This window comes from Chryseobacterium sp. TB1-D10, from assembly GCF_059803555.1.
The window spans coordinates 102,079-125,033 of record NZ_JAPFHB010000006.1 but is presented as its reverse complement, the minus strand read 5'-3'; the positions used below and the strand labels follow the sequence as shown (position 1 = coordinate 125,033).

Sequence of the window (22,955 nt, the reverse complement as noted above, 5' to 3'; positions counted from 1 at the left end):
ATTTGCCAAAATTAAAAAAACAAAACCCTTCGCAAAGAAGGGTTTTGTAAATATATATTAATATTACATAATATTCGTTCCGTCTGGTATGACTGCATTTTTCTTCACAACTACAATTCCTTCTTTTACAGAATGTGTATCATAATCGCCATCCGGATGGTGTTTTCCACCAATGATTCTCACATTATTTCCGATGTAGCAGTTTTTGTCAAGAATAGCTTTATCAATGTAACAATATTTTCCAATTCCCATACTTGTAATTCCATCTGCTTCGTTCTGAGCAACTTGCTGAGCCGTCTGATAATAATCTGCTCCCATCACATAAGAATTGACAATCGTAGAACCACGATCGATTCTGGTTCTGTTTCCGATAATGCAGTTTTCTATTTTATCCGCCAAAATAATACAACCGTCTCCAATGATTGTTTTGCTCACATAAGAGCCATTTATTTTTGAAGGAGGAAGCATCCTTGCTCTGGTATAAATTGGATTTGAGCTAAACAAATTGAATTGTGGTAAATCCTGAGCAAGATCCAAATTGGCTTCGTAGAAAGATTCTATTGTACCAATATCCGTCCAGTAGCCATCGTATTGGTAACTCAAAACACTGTAGTTTCCGATAGCAGCAGGAATGAAATCTTTCCCGAAATCATCGCCCTCGTGCTCATCAAATAATTTTCTAAGAACATTCTTACTGAAAACATAGATTCCCATAGAAGCCAGATATTCTTTCCCTTGGGATCGGCTTTCGTCGCTAACCTCAGATTTCCAATCGTTTAAGACATCATAGTTAGGCTTTTCTGTAAAGGAAGTGATGTTGCTGTCTTCATCGGCTTTCATAATTCCGAATCCTGTTGCATCTTTTGCATTCACCGGAATGGTTGCAATGGTGATGTCGCCCCCATTTTTCTTATGGAAATTGATCATTTCCTTGAAATCCATCTGGTAAAGCTGGTCTCCCGAAAGAATCAAGATATACTCGTATTCGTATTTTTCCAGATGCTTCATCGTCTGGCGGACAGCATCTGCGGTTCCCTGATACCAATTTTCGTTTTCAACATTCTGCTCTGCTGCCAAAATATCTACGAATCCTTTGCTGAAAATATCAAAGTGATAAGAATTTTTGATATGGGAGTTAAGTGATGCCGAGTTGAACTGAGTTAGAACCAAGATTCTATTCAGTCCAGAGTTAAGACAATTTGAAATTGGAATATCTACCAAGCGGTATTTTCCTGCAATCGGAACTGCCGGTTTTGATCTTGTATTGGTCAATGGGAATAGTCTGCTACCTCTTCCGCCTCCTAAAACAATGGAGATTACACTTTCTTTCATAAATGCGTTTCGGTTATTTTATGATTTTGTTATTTTATTAAAGTTAATGATTCTTTACCAATATTAAGCCAATGTGAATAGAAATTTATTAATAATTATAAAGATTTTCATAATTCTTTGCTGACTTTTCCCAAGAGAAATCGAATGACATATTATTATATATTAATCCTTTCATCAGATCTTTCTGGCTGTAAATATGCAAAGCTCTTTTGATGGCGTGAGCTGCATCTTCCGCACCTGCATTTGTGAAATTAAGTCCACTTCCACCAGTTGAAATATCCTGAACTGTATCCCGCAAACCGCCTGTATATCTTACAATTGGAATAGTTCCGTATCTCATAGAATACATTTGGTTGAGTCCGCAAGGCTCTACTCTGCTTGGCATCAACAGGAAATCTGATGACGCATAAATCTGATGCGAAAGATATTCTTTATAACCCAAATCAATTGCAAAATTGACATTAAATTTATGTTGCAATTCTTTCAGTTTATTTTCAATTTCCTGATTTCCTGAACCTAAAACGATAATGTTCAAAGCGCCATTGGTTTCCTGAATGCTTCTCTCTACAATTTCCGGCAGAAGATCTGCACCTTTTTCACCAGCAAATCTGCCAATGAATCCAAAAAGCGGAAGATTAGGATTGAGTCCGTATTCTGCACAGATTACTTTTTTGTTTTCCCATTTGCCTTCTTCTGCGTAATCTTTGTTATAATTAAATTTCAGCATATCGTCGGTTTGCGGATCCCAGACTTCGGTATCAATTCCGTTGATAATTCCGAAAGCTTTTTGACGCTCCTGATTCATTAACGGTTCCAAGCCTTGAAAGCTGTAAAATAATTCCTCAAGATAACCACCGGAAACCGCGTTGAAAGCATTTGAAGTTTTGATCATCGCTGCCATAGGATTGATTCGTCCGTTCCAATCAAGAAGCCCGGATTTCCAGCCGTCAAAATGTGGGAGAAAACTGGACATTTTCCAATCCATACTTCCCTGATATTCTCCGTTATGAATAGTTCCGATGGTTTTCACGCCTTTGAGAAAGCTAAACTCATAACAATTATCAATCATAAAAGGAACCAAACCGGTATGATAATCATGGCAATGAAAAACATCAGGCCGAATCTGCATCGCACTCAGCCAATGCAAAACACCGTGCTGAAAGGCAATAAACTGCTGACTCTCGTCCCAATAGCCATATACACTTTCACGATCCAGCAATCCCGGAATTTTAACCAGATAAAGGTCAAAACCCAATGCATTACTTTTCTCTTTGAAAACCTGAACCTGATACATATGAAATGACTGATGGATAAAACCATCAAACACAACTTCGAAGTCGTGATTATAGAAAAACGGCTTGTTGTACCAGGGCATTATGACGCTGGCATCCAAACCCATTTGATTCTGATATTTTGGCAAAGCTCCTACCACATCTGCCAGTCCACCGACTTTTGCAACAGGATAACATTCCATAGATAGATGAAATATTTTCATATTAATCTTCTTGATTATTTATTTTTTCTTTTAATAACATCTTTGGTTGCGGGTTTTGGTTTTACAATTTTACTTTGTTTCAAAACCAAACCAGATAAAGGTGGTAACCTTACAATGATCGAATTTTCGCGGTTATCCCAACCTTCATCCAACTGTTGAGAGATGACAGCTTCTACTCCGCTTCCGCTGTATTTTGGATCATCAGAATTAAGGATTACTTCCCATTTCGTATCTTTTTCAACACCAATTCTGTAGTCAAAACTATTTGGCGTAAGATTAAGTACTGTCATTAGAACCTCTTTCTCTTCTTTACTTTTTCTTAAGTAGATAAAAATCGAATTATCCGTATCGTCTGCGTTGATCCATTCATAACCGTTTGGAGAAAACTGTTGCTCATACAAAGCAGGGTTTGATTTGTAAAGCAAATTAAGATCTCTCACAAACTCCTGAAGGTTTTTATGAATCGGATATTCCAGCAGATGCCAATCGAGAGACGTTGTGAAATTCCATTCGTTGGTTTGGGCAATTTCGTCACCCATAAACAGTAATTTTGCTCCCGGATTTGTAAACATATAGACATACATAGCACGGAGATTAGCAAACTTCTGCCATTCGTCGCCTGGCATTTTGTAAATCAGACTGCTTTTTCCGTGAACCACTTCATCGTGGGACAGCGGCATCATATAATTCTCATTATACATGTACACGCTGGTAAAAGTTATTTTATTATGATGGTATTTTCTGGCAATTGGATCTTCTTTAAAATAATCCAGAGTATCGTGCATCCAGCCCATCATCCATTTCATTCCGAAACCAATTCCGTCTTCATGGACAGGTTTTGTGAGTCTTGGAAAGTCAGAGCTTTCTTCTGCAATGGTCTGCACATCCGGAAATTCGCCGTAAACAGCAATATTAAAATCCTGTAGAAATTCTTTTGCTTCCAGATTGACGTTTGTCCCATAGATATTCGGTTCCCATTCGCCTTCGTTTCTGGAATAATCGAGATGAAGCATAGATGTTACAGCGTCTACCCGAAGTCCATCGGCGTGATAACGATCCAGCCAAAAAATAGCATTTGATATTAAAAAAGATTTGACTTCCGGTCTTCCATAATTGAAAATATAAGACTTCCAATCCGGATGAAAACCTTTTCTCGGATCTTCATGTTCGTATAAAAATGAACCATCAAAAAAGTGTAAACCATTCGCATCGCCCGGAAAATGGGAAGGCACCCAATCCAGAAAAACGCCGATATTATTTTTATGAAGTTCGGAAATGAGATACATCAATTCCTGCGGAGAACCAAATCTGTTTGTAGCCGCATAGAATCCGGTGATCTGATAACCCCAGCTTGGATCGTAAGGATATTCCATCACGGGCATAAATTCTACGTGTGTAAAATTCATAGCTTTTAGATATGGAACTAATTTATCCGCGATTTCGCCGTAACTCAAATATCTTTCGGGATTTCCCGGATCTCGCATCCATGAGCCAAGATGTACTTCGTAAACGGACATTGGAGATTCCAGGCTGTTGTACTTGGAGCGGTTTTTCATCCAATCCTCATCCTGCCATTCATACCAAGTTGTGCAAACTATTGATCCTGCCTGTAATGCATCTTCAAAACAAAGTGCATAAGGATCTGCCTTTTCCAATAATACACCGGTATTTGTCCGGATACCGTATTTGTAAACTTCCCCTAAATCAAGACCGGGAATAAAACCTTCCCAAATCCCAGACTGATCCCATCTTCCTGCCAACTTGTGTGAAAATGAATTCCATTGGTTGAAATTCCCAATCACGGAAACCTCTGTTGCAGTAGGAGCCCAAACTGAAAAATAAACACCGGAAACGCCATCCACTTCAACTTTGTGAGAACCAAACTTTTCGTAAAGCCTGGTGTGTTTTCCCGAGCGGAAAAGATAAATATCGAAGTCGGAAAATAGAGAATAAGGCGTGACGGTCATAGATGATAAATTATGAATGATAAATTATAAATGACGATCTCTTATCAATTATAATACCTTTACCAAGATAGCAATATTAATCGTTACATAACAAAAAACATTTTGTTAAAGATTTATTAATAAAAAGAATTGGTTTGGTGTTAAATATTAATGATTTTTCTTATTCTCTCAAAGAACGACAAACGTTGAAAGAAGCGTCAGCGCGTGAGCGATGGTAGTGGAAATCCTTTTTGTCCTGGTCTAATGTTCTAACTGATGGAAAACTTCCCGGACAAAAAGATTGCAACGGACAGCGCGACCGTTTTCTGCTGTCTGAAAATATCCTTTAAAAGTCTAAGCTTGATAGCAGAAAAGGGGCACGCCCAAATTATTTAGAACCTGAACAGACTTCTGATGAACGTTTTGTTGAGAAATTTGTCCAGCGGATAGATCTTCAGGAAATGATTCCCAATGAAAAGCAAGATTAGAACGACAGTTGGTTTGTAGAAAAGATTCAGAATATTGAGTTTAAAATCCGGTAAAAGTATCGCCACATTGATCGATAAAAACCCTAAAATCAGTGCATAAATCATCTCTATTCCTAATGGGAAAACCTTGAACTTGATGTAATTGAAAGTTATTTTGATGATATTGAATAAAGACAAGGAAATAGCGTAAGCAACGGCAATTCCGAGAATTCCCATATCTGTATATTTCAGGAAAATCATGTTGAGACTTATGGTAAGAACTGCTAAGATAAGCATCACAACGATATTGAATTTATAAAATCTGGACAATGAAATAATATGTCCGTTGAATCCTGTCGCCAGATCGAACAACATGGCAAAACCAAGAATCCAGAGAACAGGTTCTGACGAACGGAGATCTTCGCCATTCTTCATAAAATCTGCCAAATACGGGAATCCTACAACAATGCAACAAAACAGAACCAAGCCCAGGAAAAACAAACTAAGTGACATTTTTTTATGAAACCTGTCCAACTCATCATAATCTCCGGATGCCATAACTTTATTAATAATCGGTGCAGAAAGATTGAACAATCCCATTTGCGGAACGGTTATCAGAGAAATAATAGAATAAATATTACTGTAAATCCCGTTTTCTTCAAAACTGATAAATTCGCCGATCATCAGATTATCAATATTAATGGCGATGTAATTTCCTATATTCCCTAGAAATCCGAACAAACTGTAAGTTAATATTTCTCGGTAGAAATTGTCTTTTTTGAAATAATTGAGATCAAAATCCGGTCTGATTCTCTCCAGTCGGTTGGTGTAAAATCCATAGCCTAAAAGCGACATGAGGAACATCAAAAAGAAAAATCCATAAGCGGTTTTCTCTCCAAATCCCACAAAGAAAAACAGACAGAACGCTCCGATGTTTGCAATCTTCGGAATGAAATTTTCAAAGATATTCGGTACAACGATTCTGTTATAATTGGTCAAAAATTTATTAAAAACCGATGACAACGCTAATACCAAAACCAAAGGAAGAATCAGGCGTTTCATTTCCCAAAGCTTGGATTTTTGAAGGTCGGGAAAAAGATAATTGATGAGGAAATATCCGCCAAGAAATATCAAAAAATTAATACAAATCGCCAGCAACGACAACGACAACATATTATGATGTTTGCCATCTTCTTTTACTTTTGAGAAAAATTTGACATTGGAAAAGCTCAATCCAAAAACTACAATCGGAACCAAAATCTCTGCTGTCGGCAAGATATAACGGAGCTTTCCGTAAAACTCCATATCGTAAGGGAAAATAAAAACAGACGCAAAAGTTCCCAGCAAAAAGCCGAGATAACCAATAATCGAATATTTTATTCCTTGCCTTGCAACGACACTCATAGCTTAGTTTTTGGTTGTTGGAAGAAATATGATGTTGTTGATGTAATCTTTGTAATTCTTTACATTGTCAGGGTTTTGCTGATTCAAAAATTCTTCCGTAAGAAGTTTTGGTTGTAAAGTTTCTCTGTCAAGGTAATTGACGGAAAATCCCCAATCTGCAATTTCAGAGATCAAAGTCCAGAGATTTTCTTCGTGGTGACGTTGCTCCATTTCTACCATCAGGATTGGTTGGTATTTCAATATTGTATTTTTTGCGCCACGTAAAGTCTGCATTTCGTTTCCTTCTACGTCTATTTTGATGAAATTGAGCTTCAGAAAATTTAGATTCAATTCGTCTAAAGGTTTGACTTCTACTTTTTGAAGTATCGTTCTTTCTTCATTTTTTTCCTTGATAGAAGTCTGCAAAGTTCCTCTTGTATGTATTTTTTCACCATTGATCACAGGAATTTTGAATTCAGCAGTTGTCGCAATATCAGATAATGCAACAGAAGATAAATTGACTTTTGGAAACAATCTCCCGAGTCTTTTAAATAATTGCTGATTCGGTTCAAAGGCAAAAATATTTTCCGGCTTCAGATGATTTTCCAAAACAAAGAGATAAGCGCCGACATTGGCCCCAACATCCATAAAAACAGCATCTTTCGGAAGAATATTTTTGATCCAGAGAAATTCCGGTTCTACTTTTCTCTCCAATAAATTATGAGCATCCAAACCTTTCAGTTTTTTGAAAAATCTGCTTTTGTAGAAGGTAGGCGAAATATATTGTAAATTCTCAGCAAGCTTACTGTAAACACTCATAAAATTGGTTCGTAAGAAATGAACGGCAAAGAAAATGCTTTTATTTCATAAATCATAAAATTTTGTTAAAATAATAAGTTCAAAACCTTAGGGCGCTCAGATTTTTATCGTTATTGAAAACATTTTTACTTTCCCAATGGCACTGTTGCTCAGTTAAAGTTTATTTGAAGAATTGATTATTATTGATATAATCTGCACTGATTTTCAGGCTTTCAAACATATCTTTATCGCTGGAATCCTGTTCTACAAACCAATGTTTCAGTCCAGCTTTTTCATTCGCTTCAAAAATAGTTTCGAAATCGATGGTTCCTTTTCCAATTTCTGCGAAGTCTTTGGTTATGGCTTTCATATCCTTCACGTGCCACAGCGGAAATCTTCCCGGATATTTTTCAAAGTATGACAAAGGATCGAAGCCCGCTTTGGCAATCCAGTAGAGATCCAGTTCCATCTTTACAAGGTCCGAAGACGTATTATCTAAAATGAAATCATAGACAGTTTTTGTTCTATCAAATTGTTCAAATTCAAAATCATGGTTATGATATGCGAAATCTATTTCTGCTTTCTTTGTAACCTCGCCAGATTTATTGAGCAATTCGGGAAGTTTTTTGTAGTGCTCTAAAGTCCTTTCTTCTTCGAAAAGATAGGAACAAACCATATATTTTGCACCAATGAAGTGCAAATCTTCAACAGATTTTTCCCAATCGTTGAGCAAAGTTCCTTTGGTGCTATGAACAATTCCTGTCGTATGGTGCGAACTAATGACCTGCAAGCCAACATTTCTCAGAATATTTTGAAATTCCGTTCTGGTTTTCCCGAAGAATTTTCCGTCGTAGCCGTAAATTTCAACTTGATTAAATCCCATTTCGGCTAACTTTTCCAATGCTTTTTCCAAGTTCTCAGAAATCGCATCCCGAACCGTGTACAATTGGATGGCTAAAGGTTTTCTACTGTTCATCATATTTGAAGTGCCACAAGCGTATAATCCTAAAAATCCCAACGAAGATAAGGTGATAAAATCTTTTCTGTTCATTATCGATTTTAAATTTGATTAAAGATATTTATATTTTTCGGATATTAATCATCAATAATTCTGATACTAAAATCAGCCTGATAGACAGATTTATAAAAAAGCACATTACAAATCCCCAAACTTGTATTAAATTTGTTTTTTAAATTGTCTTTAAAAAAAATTAAATTAATTTTATGAAATACTTACTCATTATTATGTTTTCACTTTTCGGATTTTCAAAAAACAAAGCACAGGCAAAATCGATTCACAGCTTCAAAGTAGAAGCATTGGATGGTTCTACAATTGATTTTTCAAAGTTTAAAGGCAAAAAGATACTGGTTGTAAACACAGCTTCAGAGTGTGGGTTTACACCTCAGTATGCGGATCTTGAAAAACTGTATGAAAAATACAAAAACAAATTGGTTGTCGTAGGTTTCCCGGCCAATAACTTTGGAGGGCAAGAGCCTGGAGCAAACCACGAGATTGCAACATTCTGCCAAAGAAATTATGGCGTACAATTCCCAATGGCAGCTAAAGTTTCCGTAAAAGGAGATGACATCGCACCAATCTACAAATTTCTGACAGACAAGAAAGAAAACGGTGTAAAAAACACAAAAATCCTTTGGAATTTCACAAAAATCTTGCTTGATGAAAATGGTAAAGTAATTGACAGTTTTATCAGCTCCACAAATCCTACAAGCGATAGCATAACTAAATATCTGAAGTAGAATTTAGAAAATCAGATCACCAAAAATAAAAAGCGTTCAGATGTTGAACGCTTTTTATTTTTCTATTTATCTATTCTTAAAAACTTTCCGTTTTTATCAAATTCCAGATCGATGTCATTGATGAGGTCAACCTTGATCTTATTACTTTCCTTATCAATTGATTCTACTTTTACACCTTTATAATTTTTAGAGAGATACGCATTTATAGTTGCGGGAATCAACGCGGAAGGCACACCTTGCTTATCGCTTATTTCTTCACAATTTCCGTTTTTGTCAAAGTCGATTTCAGCACCGTTATTTAATTTAAATTCATACTTTTTACCGGCAACCGTTGTTTTTGATTCGTATTTTGCAACTGTTGCTTTTGGATAATATTTCGCAAGAAAACTTTTAATATTTGCAGGCATTTGCTGGAAAGGAGAAGAAACTTCTTCAGAATTGATTTCTGTTTTGAAAGTAATTTCTTTTTTCTCAGCAGCTTGAAATAACATTGTTCCAGAGAACATTAAAATACAACTTAGCTTATTTAATTTCATAATAGATTATTTTTTCGAATTTTCTAAAATATCTGCATCAAAAAAGCGACCAAAAATAGTCGCTTATATTTAATCCAGAATTAAATTCATTTAAACAAAAGGTAACTTCACCACTTTCGCAGGAATGTCCTTATTCCTGATTCTGATGAAAATTTCTGAATCTAATTTAAAGTTCAGTTTATCCACGTAAGCCAATCCTATTCCTACTTTTTTCATCGGAGACATTGTTCCGGAAGTTACTTTTCCGATGATTTTTCCTTCTGCATCTACTACTTCATAATCGTGTCTTGGAATTGCTTTTTCCAACATTTCGAAGCCGACTAATTTTTTGGTAATTCCTTCAGCTTTTTGATTTTCAAGAAATGCTTTATTCACAAAATTTTTATCAAATTTCGTAATCCAGCCTAATCCAGCCTCCAGTGGAGACGTTGTATCATTAATATCATTTCCGTAAAGACAGAATCCTTTTTCCAATCTTAAAGTATCTCTGGAAGCCAATCCGCAAGGAATCAATCCGAAATCTTTTCCAGCTTCTGTTAGCGCGTCCCAGATTTGTTCCGCATTGTCATTATTAAAATAAATCTCGAAACCGCCACTTCCCGTATAACCTGTATTGGAAATGATTACATCAGAAAAACCAGCCACAGAACCAACTGTGAAATGATAATATGGAATTGCCGACAAGTCAGTTTCAGTTAGTTTCTGTAGAATTTCAGTTGCTTTTGGACCTTGGATGGCAATCAAAGACATTTCGTCTGAAACGTTGGTCATCTTCGCTCCGAATTTCTCGTTGTATTTTGCAATGTGATTCCAGTCTATATCGATATTTGAAGCATTTACCACTACAAAATATTTTTCGTCTTCCATTTTGTAAACAATCAAATCGTCCACAATTCCGCCTGTCTCGTTTGGCAAACAAGAATATTGAGCTTTTCCGTTTTCAAGCGCATCTACGTTATTGGAAGTGACAAATTGCAAAAGATCTTTCGCAGTCGGACCTTCGATGAAGAACTGTCCCATATGAGACACATCAAACAATCCCGCTTTTTCGCGGACAGCAAAATGTTCTTCATTGATTCCGGCATATTGAACAGGCATTTCGAAACCTGCAAAAGGAACAATCTTAGCTCCTAAAGAAACGTGTTTATCGTATAAAGCGGTCTTTTTCATTTTTATTGACGATTTATTTTTGTTGCACGCAAATCTATGAATTAGTTTTGAGTTATGAATTATCAGTATCCAGACCTTTTTTAGTGAAATATAAAAATGAATTTGCGCCGATGAGAATTAATATAATATAAAATTCCTTTTCATTTTCTTTGTCTTTATTTGTATTAATTCTTTGCATCTCAATAACTTTGGATTTGGCAATATTTTTAATATCGGAAATTGAGTTTGACTTTTCTATTTCTAAAATTTGTTCTTGATAAAATGCAGGATATTTAATACGCGCGAGATCAAATTCTGGAAAATTAATCATAAACAGCCACCCTATTAATAAAAATGAAATGATAGAAATGATACGTCTTGTAACAGTCATAATCTTTTTTTTCAAAAGTAATTATTTTTAAGACAAATTAAAGTTCATAAATTTGCAAAAATTAAAAAGCTATGAGCGACACGATTCTTTGCCCGAAATGCCAATCCGAATTTACTTACGAACAAGACAATCTGCAGGTTTGTTCGCAATGTTTCTACGAATGGGATCCGGCGGAAGTTTCCACGGAAGGCAAAATTTTCGATTCTCTTGGGAAGGAACTGCAAAACGGAGATTCTGTAATCGTGATCAAAGATCTTCCTGTGAAAGGTGCTCCTAAAGATATCAAAGCTGGAACGAAGGTTAAAAATATCAGATTAAGACCAGAAAGCGACCACAATATTGATTGTAAAATTGATGGTTTCGGATCAATGGCTTTGAAGTCTGAGTTTGTGAGAAAAGCTTAGTTGGCTTTGGCTGATGGCGATTAGCAAATGGCTAAAAAGCATTTGAAAGCTATAAGCAAATAGCTATTGGCTATCAGCAAAATAAAAAAAGGAAAAATTTGGCAGGGTCGACTTTCAAAGACTTTGATTGCTTACGCTAATTTCAGTCCTTAGGGGCAGAAAGAGAATTAACCAAAAATTTCCTGATGTATTTTCGTTTAGCAAAATTAGAAATTATTTTTAATTCAACAAACTGAAAATCTATAAGTTATCCATATTTTATCCACAATTCTGAAATTGGAAAATTCCTAAAATTGAAGATTGACTTTTCCTTCTAAAAATGCATCGGTATATATGATGATCGGTTTATTATTAATCAACAATCTATTTCTGTAGTGTGAGCCTGCAAATCGGCTGTCAGAAACAGTTGCTTCTACTCCACTTTCAGCAATTTTGATTTGATGCGGAAAGTAATTGGTTTTCTTTAAATTTAATTGAGACCTTTCTTCTTCCGAGAAAATATTGACTTCGCCCAAAAGTTTTGCAACGTAATCATTGTAAGGATTTTCATAAGTTTCCTTTGGCGAATCATTTTGAATTAATCTTCCTTGTTGAAGAACCACAATCTTATCTGCCCAAGGCAAAACCTCTTCCAAATTGTGCGTGGAAATTATTAAACTGAGATTATTTTCTCTCACATAATTAAAAAGCTTTTCTCTGAGTTCAAACTTTCTGGAAAAATCCAGGTTACTGAAAGGCTCATCCAGCAAAAGCATTTTTGGAAGAACCGCCAAAGCCCTTGCAATAGCAACTCTCTGCTGTTGTCCGCCACTTAGATTTTTCGGAATTACTTTTGCAAATTCCGTCAACCCCACTACATCCAACAACTCTTCTACTTTTTCTTTTTTAGATTTGAGATTGATATTGGAGATGAATTTGCCAACGTTGTCATAGACTGTTCCGTAAGGCATCAGATCGTAGTTTTGCGCTACAAATTTCATCTGAGATTCGCCTGGAACCAGATTGCCTTTTGGCCCGAAAAGTTTTTTGCCTTCAAACAAAATTTCGCCACTTTGCCAATCTATCAAACCGTAGATCAAACTCAGCAAAGTTGATTTTCCGCAGCCACTTTCGCCAACCAATGCAATGATTTGACCTTCATCCACATTAAGATTAAGATTTTGAAACAATGGCTTATCGGTCTGATAATTGAAATACAGGTTTTTAACTTCTAACAACATCTTGTAAAATTAGTGTTTGAAATCGTAATAATTTTATTATTTTAGCAAAAACACAAATTTAGACATTATTTAAAATTTTCATTATGAAAAAGACAACTTTAATCTCCGCAATTTTATTGATCTCCGCTTCGGTTCTCATCATTTCTTGTGGAAAAGACAAACCTGTAACCAGCGAATCCAACGAAGTTTTGACAACATCTGACGGACAGATTTATGTTGTAGATACATTGAACAGCAAAGCGGAATGGAAAGGTTTCAAAGTTGTAAAATCTGATAATACAAGCCATATCGGCGGTTTAAAATTTGAAAGCGGTGAAGTGACCGTGAAAGACAACAAACTGGAAAGCGGACAATTTGTGATAGATATGACGTCTATCAGCAATGACGATCTGAAAGATGCAGAATCCAATTCTAAATTATTAGGTCATTTGAAAGGTGAAGATTTTTTTGACACAGCAAAATTCCCAACCGCATCTTACGAAATTACAAAAGTATCAGAAGGCCTAGCAGGAAGTGACTACAACACCGTTCTGGATGGAAATCTGACACTTAAAGGCATTACAAAACCTTTCAATTTTAATGCTAACGTAAAAGTTAAAGATGGCGAATTAACCATTGCAACAGAGCCCAAAGACATCAACAGAGATGAGTTTGGAATCAAATTTCAAATGCCCGCTGCGGAAGGTTTGATTAAGAATGAAATCAACGTTCAGATGAAAGTGAAAGCAATTGAAAAGAAATAACTTGAAGAAACAAGAGACAACTTAGGACCCAAGATTAAAAATTAAAATCTGCTTTGCGAAAAGGCAGATTTTTTTATTTTAAAATCGTATTTTTGCACCCTATAATTTATTATAACCAATGCTAGAGAAAATTGATGACCTGCTATTAGAAGTACAAAATTTCCAATCTTCTGCGAAAGATGAGATAGAACAATTTCGTCTCAAATTCAACGGAAAGAAAGGAATTATGAATGATTTCTACGATTCTTTGAAGCAAATCCCCAACGAGCAGAAAAAAGATTTTGGACAGAAGATCAATATCTTGAGAAATGCTGTGAATGAGAAACTTGAGGATTTAAAATCATCTTCGGAAAGTAAAATCATACTTGAAAAAGAAGACCTTTCACGACCTGGTTTTCCTTTGGAACTGGGCTCTCGTCATCCAATCAATCTGGTTAAAAACAGAATCATTGAAATCTTCAAATCAATCGGTTTTGCAGTTGCAGACGGACCTGAGATTGAGGACGACTGGCATAACTTTACAGCACTGAATCTTCCGGAATACCATCCGGCGAGAGATATGCAGGACACATTTTTCATTGAGCAAAATCCGGATGTGCTTTTGAGAACGCACACTTCGTCCGTTCAAATCCGTTATATGGAAGAGAACGAACCGCCAATGAGGATTTTGGCGCCGGGAAGAGTTTTCCGTAATGAGGCTGTTTCTTCGCGTTCGCACTGTATTTTCCATCAGATTGAAGGACTTTATATTGATGAAAATGTAAGTTTTGCAGACCTTAAACAAACCATTCAATTCTTTACGACGGAACTTTTCGGAAAGTCAAAAATCAGAATGAGACCTTCCTATTTCCCTTTTACTGAGCCAAGTGCAGAAGTTGATGTTTATTGGGGCTTGAATTCCGAAACCGATTACAGAATCACAAAGGGAACTGGCTGGCTGGAAATTATGGGTTGCGGAATGGTAGATCCTGCGGTTCTCAAAAACGTGAATATTGACCCGGATAAATTCTCCGGATATGCTTTTGGGATGGGAATCGAGAGAATTGTAATGCTGCTTTACCAAATGAGTGACATCCGTATGTTCTTTGAAAATGACAAGAGAATGCTGGAACAGTTCAAGAGTTTGTAATCATTTTCAGATTAAAAATATTAAAATCCTGTGAAAAAGCAATTCACAGGATTTTTTTTCCTATTTTTATAGTGAATCTTATAAACTAATATCTCGTGACTACAATACATATTGAAAATCAACGTTGATAAATCAATAGTTTTAAGAGACTATTAAATTTGTGTTTTATGATTAGCAATTATTCAATACAAAGCTTCAAAAAAAACTAAAAACCACATAAGATGAAATCAAAAAACAAGCTTCCACGCTCTTTGAGTTTCAGATTGAGAAAGAGTGTACATTACTTTCTTATCATCTGTATTCTATTAATCCAATTAATTATTGCTGCATTTTTTTATAATGAATTTGTAAATCGGAAGAATGTAAAATTTATAGAAAATCAGCTGAAAGAAATCCATTCTTTGGAAAATCTGACGGATGATTCCAAAGAGCAACTATTGGCTTCTCAGGATTATTTTCAAAAATTTCTGATAACGAATGACAAGAAATTTCTTGATTCTTACTTCCAGTCTGTAAACCAGCTGACCAAAAATCTGGACAGCATCAATAGTTATAAAAACCCAAAACTGAGTAGTCTTCTTCTGCCCCAGAAAAAAGATTCTTCGGAATTCAAAAAACTGAAAATGCTGGCAGATTCTACCTATCAGTTTTCTACCAAATCCAGTTTCAAAATTCGTGAGGATCTGCCGAAGTTAAAAAAATATAATTTCAACAATTACAATTACGATAAATTTGACATCCAGACCAAAACCGTTGCAGATACTGTAAAGAAGAAAGGTCTTTTTGGAAGGCTTGGCGATGCAATTGCGGGAAAGGTGGAAGTGCAAAAAGAAAGCACTGTTGTAACAGTTAAAAACGGAGGAATTACCAAAGTAGACAGGATCAAATCTGATATGGACAGCATTGTAAAAACCATCAACAATCATTATTCTAAGGAGGTTCAGAAAATAGAAGTTAATATTACAAAAAATCAAAATCACGGTGAGAAGTTCTATAAAACATTTAATAATCTGCTGACTTACAGTAATGACCTGATGAACATCTATGAATTTGCAGTCAAAGATTCTAAATCCGAACTGGAGAAAGAACTTGCAGAACAAAATTCGGAAAGCAATAAAATCAGAACATATCTTATTTTGGGTGCAATGATTCTGATGTTCATCGTTTCTATTTTGATCATGTATTTTACCAGAATCGCCTTTATTTATGAAAAAAGATTAAATGCTGCCAACAAACAGATCCACGAAAATCTTAATTTCAGAAACAGAATTCTCGGAATGCTGAGTCACGAACTAAGATCACCACTGAAGATTATCGGGATTTTCATCAAAAGAATAAATAAAAAAACGACTGATGAAAGCATAAAAGAATATTTGAAATCAATCAGTTTTACCAATGATACTTTGTTGATGCAGGCTAATCAAATCCTGGAATATACCAAAAATCAACAGGTTGAAAATAAACTGATTCCAGCTGTTTTCAATCTTGATAATGAAATTACGTCTATCTTAACAGCGATCGAACCTTATATAGAAACCAGGGATAATAAGTTTGTCATTAATAAAAATATAGATCCAAATATTGTTGTTTATTCAGATTGTAAAAAAATCAATCAGATCTTTATGAATATTCTTGGGAATGCCAATAAGTTTACAGAAAACGGGCAAATCACCGTGAATACTTCCGCAAAATATGTGGATGAAAACACAGTGACTCTTTTTACAGAAATAAGTGATACAGGTGCTGGAATTTCAAAATCCGATTTGGAAAAAATCTTCGAACCGTACTATCAAGGTGTTTTATCCGAGGATGTAGAAAATCTAGGTGCAGGTCTTGGACTTAGCCTCTGTAAAGAAATTGTAGAATTATATTCCGGAAAAATATCCGTAGATAGTGAACTGAACGAAGGAACTACGGTAAATTTCTCTATTAATCTGAATATTAATAAATGAGCCAATTAGATAAACCAATCAATTTTTTACTTGCAGATGACCATAGTCTGATAAGACAAGGCGTTGCATTTCTTTTGGAAGAGATGGAACTGGATTGCGAAATCTTCCACGCTTCTTCACTGAATAAGATTTTGGAATCTTTAAAATCAAATCCAATAGACATTGCAATCATAGATGCACATTTCCCCGATGGAAACAGTTTATCTATTCTATCTGAAATCAAGAATATCCGGCCGGAGACCAAGATTCTTATATTTTCCGGAATTGATGAAAATGCGCAGGCTCTCAAATTCATCAACGCTGGTGCCAACGGTTTTCTGAGCAAACTGAGCGAAGAAGATGATGTGAAAAAAGCTATTTTGAAAATGATAGATGAAGGAGAATATATTTCTCCCGCAACGCAGGCTCTATTGGTAAATTCTTTCCGAAACCGAAAACTGATAAATCCGCTCTACTCATTGACAGAGAGAGAATTGCAAATTGCAGAAATGTATGCAGGAGGTTTTGGAAATCTCGAAATTGCCAATAAACTTGATGTCAAACAAAATACTGTGAGTACGATTAAAAAAAGAATATTTGACAAATTGGATATTGAAAACATTGTTGAACTGATTGAGTTGATGAAAGATCATTCTTAATCATTATAAAAAAACAATTCTAATAACTGGGGCTGATTTTCTGAAAAAAATCGGCCTTTTTTGTAGATAAATATCTACAAGATTAGCGATATATATCTAAAGCATTTAGCAAAATCATATTAGAGATGTTAGTATTTTTGTATCAAGGTAATCGAATATAAAACACAAAGAAAATACATTTAAAGCTGGATTCTGAAAACACAAATGATGAAAGTACAATATCAAAGATTCTAAAAATACAAATGATGGAATCAGGTGTCGAACATAGTTACTATATAAGACATCAGAAAAAGGGCAAAAACACAAAAAAAACCTTAAAGACACAAATGAAATTCCACTGTCATAATTACAGATTCAATTAGATTCTGTAATTATGATTTTTTCAGGTAGAATGTTCTTTTATATGCATTTATTTTTTAGATGGATTTCTTTAAAGATAAAATTTAAAATAATTAAAAAATAAATTGATCGATTGATCATAATTCATTTTATTTTTTTTTAAATTTATTGAAACACAAATGAGCAATGAAAATCAACAATGAAAAAGAAATCGCTTTCGCGATGTACGGCTTCCTACTTCTAATAATACTTGATCTCCCTTTCGTAATCTTTGCTGAAAAATTTCTGAATATTGATCAATCAACAGTCTATGTGATCTTTTTGGTTATTTTAATATTTTCTGTTTGGAAAATTTTTACTTTGAAAACTTTTGCATTGGAAGTTTCCGAACATATTTTTTCTGTGAAATACAGCCATCCATTATTTCGCTCACGGCATGCGGCTTTGGAAGTACCTTTGCGTAAAGTGATCTCCATAAAAACAGAAAAAGGTTTTATAAATTATATATTGATCATCAGTATCAATACCAAAAGAGGCATTAGAAATTTCTACTACAGAATTGGACAACTGCCAGAAAGTCAATTTGATAAATTTACTAATACAATTGATATGGTGAAAACTTCATATATCGAGAAACAAACTAGTTTGAAAAATAGTTTTTAAAATATATTTATTAAATGAATACATTGCTCCCATAAATTTAATTTTATGGGAGTTTTATTTGAAAATCCAATACCAAATTAAATATCCTACATCAATTTCCACTGATCTCAGTTTTTCTAATTTTGAAAAATAAATATTACTAACTTTAAAAATAAAAACTATGAAAACAGAATTCGAAGTTATTCCGCTTGTAAAAAATGAATCCAGAAAACGTTTTGAGATTGAAATTGATGGTCATTTTGCGTTCATCAATTACGGTGAAACTGATGATCAAATTGCTTTGGTACACACAGAAGCCGAACCTGAATTAGCAGGAACAAGAGCTGCCGCCGCGGTGGTTGAAAAAACTTTGCAGTTCATCAAAGAAAGTGGTAAAAAACTGTTACCATTCTGTCCTTACGTTTTTGCATTTATCAAGAAACATCCGGAATGGAAAACGATTGTAGATGAAAAATTTGGTTCTTACAATAAACTATAAAAACATCATTTATGAAAATATTTGCATTTGCAGGAAGCAACTCTTCCACTTCTATCAATAAGGAATTGGTAAAATTTGTTCTGAAAAGTTTTCCTAATGAAGACATCAACCTCATCGATCTTAATGATTATCTGATGCCTGTTTTCTCTGTGGACCTTGAGAAAAAAGGATTTCCGGAAGAAGCACACAAATTCCTGAAAAACATAGAAGAATCGGACATTATCATTTGTTCTTTGGCAGAAAATAACCGCTCTTACAGTGCAGCTTTCAAGAATATTTTTGATTGGGCTTCCAGAATCAATGTGAAAGTTTTTCAGGACAAGCCCATGTTTCTGATGACCACTTCACCTGGCGGATATGGCGGCGGAAATGTAATGGCAGAAGCGTCTAAATTCTTTCCGCAATTCGGAGCAGATATTAAAGAAACTTTTTCTCTTCCAAAATTTTACGAGAATTTTGATTTGGAAAACGGAATTGTAGAACCTGAATTATTAAAAACAATCAATTCCAAAATTGAAAACTTTAAAAATCAAATCTAATGGAAACTCACGAATATAATGCCGGAGAAATTACCGTTCTGTGGAAACCAAAAGTTTGTATCCACGCTGGTGTTTGTGTAAAAATGCTACCAAAAGTTTACAATCCAAAAGAAAGACCTTGGATAAAAACAGAAAACGCAACTGCTGAAGAACTGAAAACACAGATCACACAATGTCCTTCCGGAGCACTAAGCTATAAATTAAATTCATAAAAAAATGAGTGTAAAAGTAAAAGCAACACTTGGAACCGAAAAATATTATACAGAAGTCATTGCCGGTGAAAACAAACTCATCACAGACGAACCTGTTGATAAAGGTGGCGGAAACAAAGGTTTCAATCCTTTTGAGATTCTGGCAACATCGCTGGCAAGCTGTACTGCTGCAACACTGAGAATGTACATCGACAGGAAAGGCTGGGATATTCCTATCATCAATGTAGAAGTAGATCTGGAAAATTTCCCTCAGACAAAAACGGCTCAGTTTTGCAGAATTATCGATTTTGGATCAACAGAAGTTTCCGAAGAAATCAAAGACAAACTTTGCAAAATTGCTGATGCGTGTCCTGTGCATAAAATCCTTACAAATAATATTGAAATCTTAACTAAAATCTAATAAAAATGATAGAGATAAAACAAAATAATGGAGAAACAAAAGGCGAATTCATAGCATTCTTCGATGGAAAGCAAGCTGGACTAATGACTTATTCGTGGGCTGGAGCAGACAAATTCATCATCGATCATACGGAAGTAGAACCTGAATTCAATGGGAAAGGAGTTGGAAAAGAATTGGTTTATCAGGCTGTGGAATTTGCAAGAGAAAATAATCTGAAAATCATTCCGCTTTGTCCTTTTGCTGCTGCAACTTTTAAAAAGAATGAGGAGATCAGAGACGTTTTATAATTATAAATGGTGAATTATTAATTATTAATTATCATCCACATACAAAACCCATTTCAAATTGCTGAAATGGGTTTTTATGTTGTCTGCAGCCCGACTTGAACGGAAATCCTTTTTTGCGGCTGGAAAAGCGAAGGCAAAAAGATTGACTTCGTCGAACCACTTCGCTAGGTTTGGGAGTGGAAGGCGGATAAAGCTGCCCAAACTATTTTTAAATCTATATTAAAACCAATTCTTGACCCTGTTATAATCCAGGAAGTAAGTAATTCTCAAAGAAAAATTATTGATCATTGGGGCATCAAAAAGCTGATTAAAATTATTTTTGAATCGCATTCTTGAAACTTCCAGATAATTGCTGGTTGCATTTCTGTAAAGTAAAGTCAACTGACTGCCGGGCGCAAACCACCACGAATAGCGCAAATCGACATTCCAGGAGTTGTAAGTTCCGGCAAGATTCGGGTTGTAAGCTGTATTTTGGTTCAGGCTTCCATCGTTGTTCAGGCTGTAAAACTGTTTGTAGGTAACATCGGAAAAATAATGACGGAAAGCCAATGACAAAGACATTTTGTTATTGAAGGTATATTGTCCTGTAACTGCATTTTCATAGGTATTTCGCTGACGTCTTCCCATATAGATCTGATCGCCGTCTTTTCCTGCAAATCCAATCTCATTATTACTGAAAACCGGATTGAACTGCCAAACTAAATTCAGTTTATCGGAAGCTCTATAACGCAGGTATAATGTCGGAATAACTTTGTTTCTGCCTTTTTCATCGTATGCATAATAATCTATATTGATGTTATACTGAAGCTTTTTCCGGCTGTCACTTTCAAACCAGATCCAGCTGTCAAAATAGCCCGGAACTTTCAAATGCCGGCCGAATGTTCTTGGTTCGTAAATGTCATTTTCGCCAAGCGGCGTGAACTCGATTCCGCCTCCAAAATTCTGGAAATTCTTGGTTGTGAACTGATTGTTATGATTGAATCTCACTGTGCTATAAAGAAATGGTTCCAAACGGTGATCATAGTTCATATTGAAATTCAGAAAGATATTATTGAATTTCTTCGTAGGCTGCAAAATTCTGTATCCATACCAAGTGGAATATGACGCATAATTGGTCTTTGTGGAAAATCCAAGATCATTGATATCCCAATTTTTATTGACGTAATTTCCAATGACTTCGAAGCGGTTTTTACCTGAATATTTTCCAATTCCAAGATTTCCTCGGTTTCCAAATTTGGTATTACCTTCTCTCACCCAACTTCCTTTGAAATTCCCGAAATAATTGTAGGTATTCTTTTTATTGGCAATATTCCAGAGCAATCCTGTTGCATTTGCATCACGGAAATCGCCCATTCTCATTGTGCTTGTATTGACAAAAGTGACAGATGAATTCCCGCCAAATCTCTGATCGAAAACTAAAACATTGTAATTTGTCCAAGGTTCTACCGTTTCTTTTCTGGTTGCGCCGGTTTCATTATTTTGAATTGTGGCTTGCATTTTTTCTGTAATGCCATTGAAGATCCCGATTCCAAGACCTTTTTTTGTTCTTCCTGAAATTTTGAAGGCATTGAATAATTTCACTTTTCCAGGATATTCCGTCAAAGTTTCATTTTCGTCAATCGTTGGATAAATAGATGGCTCACCTCCTACTCTTCTGGAATAGAACATATCGCCTTTGCTGAAGAGTTCCGTGCCTTCCATAAAAAATGAGCGCTGCTCGGAAAACTGCTGTTCGAATGGTGTTAAATTTAAAATTGAATTATCAAAATTAGCCTGACCGAAGTCCGGAACCAAAGTCATATCGAATGTGAAAGCATCATTAATTCCATATTTCAAATCCATTCCGCCATTGACATTCATTTCGGTTTTACCATCATAATTATTGACGTAAGTTGAAAAATAAGGCGTGAATGAAAGTCTGGTCGGTGTTTGTACATTTTCGATTCCGTTGAGAATTCCGTCGTAAAGTGTATAATTTCCTTTTTGATTATTGACGTAATTCCAATCGTACATTGTATTGGTTCTTTTGATTCTTCTAATCATATTAAGTCCAAATTCCTGAACATCTTTTTTAGGAAATCTAAGCTCGAAAAAAGGAATTTTCATCTCTACAGCCCAGCCTTTTTCATTAATCTGAACTGCGCTGTACCAAACGCCATTCCAGGAGACATCTTCATTATCAGTAAGTTTTGCATCAAACTGTACACCGGCAGCAGTAACAACAAACTCCATACTCTGCTGCTTGTCATTATATCCATTAATGATCACACCAAAAATATCGTCATTCGCAATGTTATCTCTTTCTGTTAATTCCTTTAAAATTTTTGAAGGTTCCGGATCATACATTTGCGCTGCAATATAAAGTCCGGTGTCATCATACAGAAATTTGACTTCGGTTTTCAAACTATCCGCCTGAGGTTTTCCGTTGTTAGGCTGGCGCTCTATAAAGTTGGTAGCTATGGGAACACTCTTCCATATCTCATCATCCAGAATTCCATCTATTTTTAGTGTTTGATTCTTTTTAACTGCTTGCTGTTTTTTTCTCGAAATGCTATCAGATGCAATTGTTTTTTGTGCAGAAATCTGTCCAAAAAAAAGAATTAATGCGAGAAGACAAAATTTGGTTTTCATAGTAAAGGTTATTCTTGAGATTAGACAAATCAAAGAACGACTCTATTACATACAAACAAAAAAAA

Annotated in this window: 23 protein-coding genes; 12 read left to right on the top strand and 11 right to left on the bottom strand. The window is 35.2% G+C overall.

All coding sequences use genetic code 11. From position 1 onward, the window contains the following. Positions 1-63: 63 nt before the first annotated feature. The 6 genes from OPU68_RS09750 to OPU68_RS09725 all read right to left on the bottom strand — a co-directional run bounded on the left by OPU68_RS09750 (position 64) and on the right by OPU68_RS09725 (position 8,472). Complete coding sequence (locus OPU68_RS09750) at positions 64-1,332, bottom strand: glucose-1-phosphate adenylyltransferase (protein WP_498473792.1); 1,269 nt, start codon at positions 1,330-1,332, stop codon at positions 64-66. Between the two features lie 88 nt (positions 1,333-1,420). Next, positions 1,421-2,827, bottom strand: coding sequence for a glycogen synthase (locus tag OPU68_RS09745; protein ID WP_498473791.1), 1,407 nt, complete (start codon positions 2,825-2,827; stop codon positions 1,421-1,423). 14 nt (positions 2,828-2,841) lie between these two features. Continuing rightward, the gene (gene glgB, locus OPU68_RS09740; protein WP_498473790.1) at positions 2,842-4,794 is read right to left on the bottom strand and encodes a 1,4-alpha-glucan branching protein GlgB; all 1,953 of its coding nucleotides are present in this window, start codon (positions 4,792-4,794) and stop codon (positions 2,842-2,844) included. 371 nt (positions 4,795-5,165) lie between these two features. Continuing rightward, positions 5,166-6,644, bottom strand: a complete 1,479-nt coding sequence (locus OPU68_RS09735) for a lipopolysaccharide biosynthesis protein (RefSeq protein WP_498473789.1) — start codon at positions 6,642-6,644, stop codon at positions 5,166-5,168. Between the two features lie 3 nt (positions 6,645-6,647). After that, positions 6,648-7,442 carry an FkbM family methyltransferase gene (locus tag OPU68_RS09730; protein WP_498473788.1) on the bottom strand — a complete coding sequence of 265 codons (795 nt, stop codon included), beginning with the start codon at positions 7,440-7,442 and terminating at the stop codon, positions 6,648-6,650. Between the two features lie 160 nt (positions 7,443-7,602). After that, entirely contained in the window at positions 7,603-8,472 is an 870-nt protein-coding gene (locus tag OPU68_RS09725; protein WP_498473787.1) for a sugar phosphate isomerase/epimerase family protein, read from the bottom strand. Between the two features lie 173 nt (positions 8,473-8,645). On the opposite strand from OPU68_RS09725, the gene OPU68_RS09720 reads away from it, so the two are divergent. Continuing rightward, a complete protein-coding gene (locus OPU68_RS09720; RefSeq protein WP_498473786.1) occupies positions 8,646-9,179 on the top strand; it encodes a glutathione peroxidase in 534 nt (177 codons plus the stop codon). Between the two features lie 62 nt (positions 9,180-9,241). Here the strand turns inward: OPU68_RS09720 and OPU68_RS09715 are convergent, their stop codons facing one another. From OPU68_RS09715 to OPU68_RS09705, 3 genes are all read right to left on the bottom strand, one after another. Next, the gene (locus tag OPU68_RS09715) at positions 9,242-9,715 is read right to left on the bottom strand and encodes a PepSY-like domain-containing protein (protein WP_498473785.1); all 474 of its coding nucleotides are present in this window, start codon (positions 9,713-9,715) and stop codon (positions 9,242-9,244) included. Positions 9,716-9,805: 90 nt separating this feature from the next. Next, the gene (gene gcvT / locus OPU68_RS09710) at positions 9,806-10,885 is read right to left on the bottom strand and encodes a glycine cleavage system aminomethyltransferase GcvT (RefSeq protein ID WP_498473784.1); all 1,080 of its coding nucleotides are present in this window, start codon (positions 10,883-10,885) and stop codon (positions 9,806-9,808) included. Between the two features lie 52 nt (positions 10,886-10,937). Next, a complete protein-coding gene (locus OPU68_RS09705) occupies positions 10,938-11,270 on the bottom strand; it encodes a hypothetical protein (protein WP_498473783.1) in 333 nt (110 codons plus the stop codon). A gap of 56 nt (positions 11,271-11,326) precedes the next feature. Here OPU68_RS09705 and OPU68_RS09700 point away from each other — a divergent pair, with 56 nt between their 5' ends. Continuing rightward, positions 11,327-11,659 (top strand): zinc ribbon domain-containing protein YjdM, encoded by a 333-nt coding sequence (locus OPU68_RS09700; protein WP_034965113.1) that lies wholly within the window; start codon positions 11,327-11,329, stop codon positions 11,657-11,659. A gap of 287 nt (positions 11,660-11,946) precedes the next feature. Here OPU68_RS09700 and OPU68_RS09695 read toward each other — a convergent pair whose 3' ends face one another. Then, entirely contained in the window at positions 11,947-12,879 is a 933-nt protein-coding gene (locus OPU68_RS09695; protein WP_498473782.1) for a sulfate/molybdate ABC transporter ATP-binding protein, read from the bottom strand. Between the two features lie 83 nt (positions 12,880-12,962). Between OPU68_RS09695 and OPU68_RS09690 the strand changes: the two genes are divergently transcribed. The 10 genes from OPU68_RS09690 (at position 12,963) to OPU68_RS09645 (ending at position 20,259) form a co-directional block, all read left to right on the top strand. Then, the gene (locus OPU68_RS09690; RefSeq protein ID WP_498473781.1) at positions 12,963-13,622 is read left to right on the top strand and encodes a YceI family protein; all 660 of its coding nucleotides are present in this window, start codon (positions 12,963-12,965) and stop codon (positions 13,620-13,622) included. A gap of 118 nt (positions 13,623-13,740) precedes the next feature. Then, positions 13,741-14,751: a phenylalanine--tRNA ligase subunit alpha gene (gene pheS, locus OPU68_RS09685; RefSeq protein WP_498473780.1), complete on the top strand. Its 1,011-nt coding sequence runs from the start codon at positions 13,741-13,743 to the stop codon at positions 14,749-14,751. A gap of 221 nt (positions 14,752-14,972) precedes the next feature. Next, a complete protein-coding gene (locus tag OPU68_RS09680) occupies positions 14,973-16,703 on the top strand; it encodes a sensor histidine kinase (RefSeq protein ID WP_498473779.1) in 1,731 nt (576 codons plus the stop codon). Continuing rightward, complete coding sequence (locus OPU68_RS09675; RefSeq protein WP_498473778.1) at positions 16,700-17,341, top strand: response regulator; 642 nt, start codon at positions 16,700-16,702, stop codon at positions 17,339-17,341. The genes OPU68_RS09680 and OPU68_RS09675 overlap by 4 nt, the downstream gene beginning before the upstream one ends. Positions 17,342-17,866: 525 nt before the next feature. Further along, entirely contained in the window at positions 17,867-18,343 is a 477-nt protein-coding gene (locus OPU68_RS09670; RefSeq protein ID WP_498473777.1) for a hypothetical protein, read from the top strand. Between the two features lie 160 nt (positions 18,344-18,503). Then, positions 18,504-18,821, top strand: coding sequence for a GNAT family N-acetyltransferase (locus OPU68_RS09665; protein ID WP_498473776.1), 318 nt, complete (start codon positions 18,504-18,506; stop codon positions 18,819-18,821). Positions 18,822-18,832: 11 nt separating this feature from the next. Beyond that, on the top strand, positions 18,833-19,360 hold the full coding sequence (locus tag OPU68_RS09660; RefSeq protein ID WP_498473775.1) for an NADPH-dependent FMN reductase: 528 nt from the start codon (positions 18,833-18,835) through the stop codon (positions 19,358-19,360). Beyond that, on the top strand, positions 19,360-19,572 hold the full coding sequence (locus OPU68_RS09655) for a (4Fe-4S)-binding protein (protein ID WP_498473774.1): 213 nt from the start codon (positions 19,360-19,362) through the stop codon (positions 19,570-19,572). The genes OPU68_RS09660 and OPU68_RS09655 overlap by 1 nt, the downstream gene beginning before the upstream one ends. A 4-nt stretch (positions 19,573-19,576) precedes the next feature. Continuing rightward, positions 19,577-19,972 (top strand): OsmC family protein, encoded by a 396-nt coding sequence (locus OPU68_RS09650; protein ID WP_498473773.1) that lies wholly within the window; start codon positions 19,577-19,579, stop codon positions 19,970-19,972. A gap of 8 nt (positions 19,973-19,980) precedes the next feature. Next, positions 19,981-20,259: a GNAT family N-acetyltransferase gene (locus tag OPU68_RS09645; RefSeq protein WP_498473921.1), complete on the top strand. Its 279-nt coding sequence runs from the start codon at positions 19,981-19,983 to the stop codon at positions 20,257-20,259. A gap of 219 nt (positions 20,260-20,478) precedes the next feature. Here the strand turns inward: OPU68_RS09645 and OPU68_RS09640 are convergent, their stop codons facing one another. After that, positions 20,479-22,890: a DUF5916 domain-containing protein gene (locus tag OPU68_RS09640; protein WP_498473772.1), complete on the bottom strand. Its 2,412-nt coding sequence runs from the start codon at positions 22,888-22,890 to the stop codon at positions 20,479-20,481. Positions 22,891-22,955 lie beyond the last annotated feature (65 nt).

What these genes read in the sequence shown, in the direction of transcription:
- OPU68_RS09750 (WP_498473792.1), bottom strand. Translation starts at nt 1,332, where the DNA reads ATGAAAGAAAGTGTAATCTCCATTGTTTTAGGAGGCGGAAGAGGTAGC.
- OPU68_RS09745 (WP_498473791.1), bottom strand. Translation starts at nt 2,827, where the DNA reads ATGAAAATATTTCATCTATCTATGGAATGTTATCCTGTTGCAAAAGTC.
- glgB (WP_498473790.1), bottom strand. Translation starts at nt 4,794, where the DNA reads ATGACCGTCACGCCTTATTCTCTATTTTCCGACTTCGATATTTATCTT.
- OPU68_RS09735 (WP_498473789.1), bottom strand. Translation starts at nt 6,644, where the DNA reads ATGAGTGTCGTTGCAAGGCAAGGAATAAAATATTCGATTATTGGTTAT.
- OPU68_RS09730 (WP_498473788.1), bottom strand. Translation starts at nt 7,442, where the DNA reads ATGAGTGTTTACAGTAAGCTTGCTGAGAATTTACAATATATTTCGCCT.
- OPU68_RS09725 (WP_498473787.1), bottom strand. Translation starts at nt 8,472, where the DNA reads ATGAACAGAAAAGATTTTATCACCTTATCTTCGTTGGGATTTTTAGGA.
- OPU68_RS09720 (WP_498473786.1), top strand. Translation starts at nt 8,646, where the DNA reads ATGAAATACTTACTCATTATTATGTTTTCACTTTTCGGATTTTCAAAA.
- OPU68_RS09715 (WP_498473785.1), bottom strand. Translation starts at nt 9,715, where the DNA reads ATGAAATTAAATAAGCTAAGTTGTATTTTAATGTTCTCTGGAACAATG.
- gcvT (WP_498473784.1), bottom strand. Translation starts at nt 10,885, where the DNA reads ATGAAAAAGACCGCTTTATACGATAAACACGTTTCTTTAGGAGCTAAG.
- OPU68_RS09700 (WP_034965113.1), top strand. Translation starts at nt 11,327, where the DNA reads ATGAGCGACACGATTCTTTGCCCGAAATGCCAATCCGAATTTACTTAC.
- OPU68_RS09695 (WP_498473782.1), bottom strand. Translation starts at nt 12,879, where the DNA reads ATGTTGTTAGAAGTTAAAAACCTGTATTTCAATTATCAGACCGATAAG.
- OPU68_RS09690 (WP_498473781.1), top strand. Translation starts at nt 12,963, where the DNA reads ATGAAAAAGACAACTTTAATCTCCGCAATTTTATTGATCTCCGCTTCG.
- pheS (WP_498473780.1), top strand. Translation starts at nt 13,741, where the DNA reads ATGCTAGAGAAAATTGATGACCTGCTATTAGAAGTACAAAATTTCCAA.
- OPU68_RS09680 (WP_498473779.1), top strand. Translation starts at nt 14,973, where the DNA reads ATGAAATCAAAAAACAAGCTTCCACGCTCTTTGAGTTTCAGATTGAGA.
- OPU68_RS09675 (WP_498473778.1), top strand. Translation starts at nt 16,700, where the DNA reads ATGAGCCAATTAGATAAACCAATCAATTTTTTACTTGCAGATGACCAT.
- OPU68_RS09670 (WP_498473777.1), top strand. Translation starts at nt 17,867, where the DNA reads ATGAAAATCAACAATGAAAAAGAAATCGCTTTCGCGATGTACGGCTTC.
- OPU68_RS09665 (WP_498473776.1), top strand. Translation starts at nt 18,504, where the DNA reads ATGAAAACAGAATTCGAAGTTATTCCGCTTGTAAAAAATGAATCCAGA.
- OPU68_RS09660 (WP_498473775.1), top strand. Translation starts at nt 18,833, where the DNA reads ATGAAAATATTTGCATTTGCAGGAAGCAACTCTTCCACTTCTATCAAT.
- OPU68_RS09655 (WP_498473774.1), top strand. Translation starts at nt 19,360, where the DNA reads ATGGAAACTCACGAATATAATGCCGGAGAAATTACCGTTCTGTGGAAA.
- OPU68_RS09650 (WP_498473773.1), top strand. Translation starts at nt 19,577, where the DNA reads ATGAGTGTAAAAGTAAAAGCAACACTTGGAACCGAAAAATATTATACA.
- OPU68_RS09640 (WP_498473772.1), bottom strand. Translation starts at nt 22,890, where the DNA reads ATGAAAACCAAATTTTGTCTTCTCGCATTAATTCTTTTTTTTGGACAG.